Origin of the sequence: Streptococcus cristatus (assembly GCF_003943815.1) — a bacterium.
GTDB lineage: Bacteria > Bacillota > Bacilli > Lactobacillales > Streptococcaceae > Streptococcus > Streptococcus cristatus_F.
In genome coordinates this window covers 1-5,230 of record NZ_RJNA01000028.1, presented here as the reverse complement: position 1 = coordinate 5,230, position 5,230 = coordinate 1, and the positions used below count along the sequence as shown (strand labels likewise).

Genomic DNA, 5,230 nt, shown 5'->3' with positions numbered 1-5,230 from the left:
AGCAGCACGGTGATATAGAGAATAAGGGAGAGGTAAGAGGGAGATGTTACCTTTCCCTATTAGTTATTGATTTATCAGTGATTTTGATGGTGGTGGGAAATAAATTTGTAAAAAAGATAAAAAAATTCAAAAAAAGTGTTGACAAGGGAGTGGATAGGTGATATACTGATATAGTTGTCGCTTGAGAGAGCGATAAAGACCTTTGAAAACTGAACAAGACGAACCAATGTGCAGGGCGCTACAATATATGTTGTAGTACTGAACAAAGAAAAAAACAATAAATCTGTCAGTGACAGAAATGAGTGAGAACTCAAACTTTTAATGAGAGTTTGATCCTGGCTCAGGACGAACGCTGGCGGCGTGCCTAATACATGCAAGTAGAACGCTGAAGGGAGAGCTTGCTCTTCTGGATGAGTTGCGAACGGGTGAGTAACGCGTAGGTAACCTGCCTGGTAGCGGGGGATAACTATTGGAAACGATAGCTAATACCGCATAACATTGACTATTGCATGATAGTCAATTGAAAGGTGCAATTGCACCACTACCAGATGGACCTGCGTTGTATTAGCTAGTTGGTGGGGTAACGGCTCACCAAGGCGACGATACATAGCCGACCTGAGAGGGTGATCGGCCACACTGGGACTGAGACACGGCCCAGACTCCTACGGGAGGCAGCAGTAGGGAATCTTCGGCAATGGACGGAAGTCTGACCGAGCAACGCCGCGTGAGTGAAGAAGGTTTTCGGATCGTAAAGCTCTGTTGTAAGAGAAGAACGAGTGTGAGAGTGGAAAGTTCACACTGTGACGGTATCTTACCAGAAAGGGACGGCTAACTACGTGCCAGCAGCCGCGGTAATACGTAGGTCCCGAGCGTTGTCCGGATTTATTGGGCGTAAAGCGAGCGCAGGCGGTTAGATAAGTCTGAAGTTAAAGGCTGTGGCTTAACCATAGTACGCTTTGGAAACTGTTTAACTTGAGTGCAGAAGGGGAGAGTGGAATTCCATGTGTAGCGGTGAAATGCGTAGATATATGGAGGAACACCGGTGGCGAAAGCGGCTCTCTGGTCTGTAACTGACGCTGAGGCTCGAAAGCGTGGGGAGCAAACAGGATTAGATACCCTGGTAGTCCACGCCGTAAACGATGAGTGCTAGGTGTTGGGTCCTTTCCGGGACTCAGTGCCGCAGCTAACGCATTAAGCACTCCGCCTGGGGAGTACGACCGCAAGGTTGAAACTCAAAGGAATTGACGGGGGCCCGCACAAGCGGTGGAGCATGTGGTTTAATTCGAAGCAACGCGAAGAACCTTACCAGGTCTTGACATCCCGGTGCCCGTCCTAGAGATAGGATTTTGCTTCGGCACACCGGTGACAGGTGGTGCATGGTTGTCGTCAGCTCGTGTCGTGAGATGTTGGGTTAAGTCCCGCAACGAGCGCAACCCTTATTGTTAGTTGCCATCATTTAGTTGGGCACTCTAGCGAGACTGCCGGTAATAAACCGGAGGAAGGTGGGGATGACGTCAAATCATCATGCCCCTTATGACCTGGGCTACACACGTGCTACAATGGCTGGTACAACGAGTCGCAAGTCGGTGACGGCAAGCTAATCTCTTAAAGCCAGTCTCAGTTCGGATTGTAGGCTGCAACTCGCCTACATGAAGTCGGAATCGCTAGTAATCGCGGATCAGCACGCCGCGGTGAATACGTTCCCGGGCCTTGTACACACCGCCCGTCACACCACGAGAGTTTGTAACACCCGAAGTCGGTGAGGTAACCTTTTAGGAGCCAGCCGCCTAAGGTGGGATAGATGATTGGGGTGAAGTCGTAACAAGGTAGCCGTATCGGAAGGTGCGGCTGGATCACCTCCTTTCTAAGGAAAAACGGAAGCCATTGGTCGTCATGTTTAGTTTTGAGAGGTCTTGTGGGGCCTTAGCTCAGCTGGGAGAGCGCCTGCTTTGCACGCAGGAGGTCAGCGGTTCGATCCCGCTAGGCTCCATTAGGATAGTGATGACTATTCTAAACTTGTCCATTGAAAATTGAATAACTATATCAAATAGTAACAAGAAAATAAACCGAAACGCTGTGAATATTAATGAGTTTAAGACTGAAAGGTCAAAAATAAGGTTAAGTTAGTAAGGGCGCACGGTGGATGCCTTGGCANTAGGAGCCGAAGAAGGACGTGACAAACGACGAAATGCCTCGGGGAGCTGTAAGTAAGCGCAGATCCGGGGATGTCCGAATGGGGGAACCCAACAGGTACTACCTGTTACCCATCTCTGTTAAGGAGATGAGGAGGAAGACGCAGTGAACTGAAACATCTAAGTAGCTGCAGGAAGAGAAAGCAAAAGCGATTGCCTTAGTAGCGGCGAGCGAAACGGCAGGAGGGCAAACCGAAGAGTTTACTCTTCGGGGTTGTAGGACTGCAATGTGGACTCAGATTTTATAGAAGAATGACATGGGAAGGTCAGCCAAAGAGAGTAAGAGCCTCGTATTTTAAATAGAATCTGTACCTAGCAGAATCCTGAGTACGGCGGGACACGCGAAATCCCGTCGGAATCTGGGAGGACCATCTCCCAACCCTAAATACTCCCTAGTGACCGATAGTGAACCAGTACCGTGAGGGAAAGGTGAAAAGTACCCCGGAAGGGGAGTGAAATAGAACCTGAAACCGTGTGCCTACAACAAGTTCGAGCCCGTTAATGGGTGAGAGCGTGCCTTTTGTAGAATGAACCGGCGAGTTACGTTATGATGCGAGGTTAAGTTGAAGAGACGGAGCCGTAGGGAAACCGAGTCTGAATAGGGCGTCTTAGTATCATGATGTAGACCCGAAACCATGTGACCTACCCATGAGCAGGTTGAAGGTGCGGTAAAACGCACTGGAGGACCGAACCAGGGCACGTTGAAAAGTGCTTGGATGACTTGTGGGTAGCGGAGAAATTCCAAACGAACTTGGAGATAGCTGGTTCTCTCCGAAATAGCTTTAGGGCTAGCGTCGACATAGAGATTCTTGGAGGTAGAGCACTGTTTGGGTGAGGGGTCCATCCCGGATTACCAATCTCAGATAAACTCCGAATGCCAATGAATTATGGTCGGCAGTCAGACTGCGAGTGCTAAGATCCGTAGTCGAAAGGGAAACAGCCCAGACCACCAGCTAAGGTCCCAAAATAATTGTTAAGTGGAAAAGGATGTGGGGTTGCACAGACAACTAGGATGTTAGCTTAGAAGCAGCTATTCATTCAAAGAGTGCGTAATAGCTCACTAGTCGAGTGACCCTGCGCCGAAAATGTACCGGGGCTAAAACAATTTACCGAAGCTGTGGATACCTTTATAGGTATGGTAGGAGAGCGTTCTATGTGTGGAGAAGGTGTACCGTGAGGAGCGCTGGAACGCATAGAAGTGAGAATGCCGGTATGAGTAGCGAAAGATGGGTGAGAATCCCATCCACCGTAAGACTAAGGTTTCCAGGGGAAGGCTCGTCCGCCCTGGGTTAGTCGGGACCTAAGGAGAGACCGAAAGGTGTATCCGATGGACAACAGGTTGATATTCCTGTACTAGAGTATGAAGTGATGGAGGGACGCAGTAGGCTAACTCGTGCGTACGAATGGATGTACGTCTAAGCAGTGAGGCGTGGTATGAGTCAAATGCTTATACCTGTAACGTTGAGCTGTGATGGGGAGCGAAGTTTAGTAGCGAGTGAGTGATGTCACACTGCCAAGAAAAGCTTCTAGCGTTGTATCATACTCTACCCGTACCGCAAACCGACACAGGTAGTCGAGGCGAGTAGCCTCAGGTGAGCGAGAGAACTCTCGTTAAGGAACTCGGCAAAATGACCCCGTAACTTCGGGAGAAGGGGTGCTGACTTTGGTCAGCCGCAGTGAATAGGCCCAAGCAACTGTTTATCAAAAACACAGCTCTCTGCTAAATCGTAAGATGATGTATAGGGGGTGACGCCTGCCCGGTGCTGGAAGGTTAAGAGGAGTGCTTAGCGGTAACGCGAAGGTATGAATTGAAGCCCCAGTAAACGGCGGCCGTAACTATAACGGTCCTAAGGTAGCGAAATTCCTTGTCGGGTAAGTTCCGACCCGCACGAAAGGCGTAATGATTTGGGCACTGTCTCAACGAGAGACTCGGTGAAATTTTAGTACCTGTGAAGATGCAGGTTACCCGCGACAGGACGGAAAGACCCCATGGAGCTTTACTGCAGTTTGATATTGAGTGTCTGTGCCACATGTACAGGATAGGTAGGAGCCTATGAGATCGGGACGCCAGTTTCGATGGAGGCGTTGTTGGGATACTACCCTTGTGTTATGGCCACTCTAACCCGGATAGGTGATCCCTATCGGAGACAGTGTCTGACGGGCAGTTTGACTGGGGCGGTCGCCTCCTAAAAGGTAACGGAGGCGCCCAAAGGTTCCCTCAGACTGGTTGGAAATCAGTCGCAGAGTGTAAAGGTATAAGGGAGCTTGACTGCGAGAGCTACAACTCGAGCAGGGACGAAAGTCGGGCTTAGTGATCCGGTGGTTCCGCATGGAAGGGCCATCGCTCAACGGATAAAAGCTACCCTGGGGATAACAGGCTTATCTCCCCCAAGAGTTCACATCGACGGGGAGGTTTGGCACCTCGATGTCGGCTCGTCGCATCCTGGGGCTGTAGTCGGTCCCAAGGGTTGGGCTGTTCGCCCATTAAAGCGGCACGCGAGCTGGGTTCAGAACGTCGTGAGACAGTTCGGTCCCTATCCGTCGCGGGCGTAGGAAATTTGAGAGGATCTGCTCCTAGTACGAGAGGACCAGAGTGGACTTACCGCTGGTGTACCAGTTGTCTCGCCAGAGGCATCGCTGGGTAGCTATGTAGGGAAGGGATAAACGCTGAAAGCATCTAAGTGTGAAACCCACCTCAAGATGAGATTTCCCATAACGCAAGTTAGTAAGAGCCCTGAGAGAAGATCAGGTAGATAGGTTAGGAGTGGAAGTGTGGCGACACATGTAGCGGACTAATACTAATAGCTCGAGGACTTATCCAATTTTCATTGAGCGCAGCTTTTGGCAAGTATTGTGAGGTTTGAGTAGTTATTCAATTTTGAGTTGACAAGGCAATGAGATATTGTAAGTTAATTCAGTAAGTTAAGTGACGATAGCCTAGGAGATACACCTGTACCCATGCCGAACACAGAAGTTAAGCCCTAGAACGCCGGAAGTAGTTGGGGGTTGCCCCCTGTGAGATATGGTAGTCGCTTAGC

1 tRNA gene and 3 rRNA genes are annotated in these 5,230 nt (G+C 49.8%); all 4 read left to right on the top strand.

Annotation, left to right across the window (positions count from 1 at the left end):
• The first annotated feature begins 317 nt into the window (after window positions 1-317).
• Window positions 318-1,864 (top strand): 16S ribosomal RNA (locus D8872_RS10445).
• Window positions 1,865-1,917: 53 nt separating this feature from the next.
• Window positions 1,918-1,990: transfer RNA gene (locus D8872_RS10440), tRNA-Ala, on the top strand.
• A 126-nt stretch (window positions 1,991-2,116) separates the two neighbouring features.
• Window positions 2,117-5,014: ribosomal RNA gene (locus D8872_RS10435) — 23S ribosomal RNA — on the top strand.
• Between the two features lie 100 nt (window positions 5,015-5,114).
• Window positions 5,115-5,230: ribosomal RNA gene (gene rrf, locus D8872_RS10430) — 5S ribosomal RNA — on the top strand.
• Together the 16S, 23S and 5S rRNA genes with 1 tRNA gene alongside form the textbook arrangement of a ribosomal RNA operon.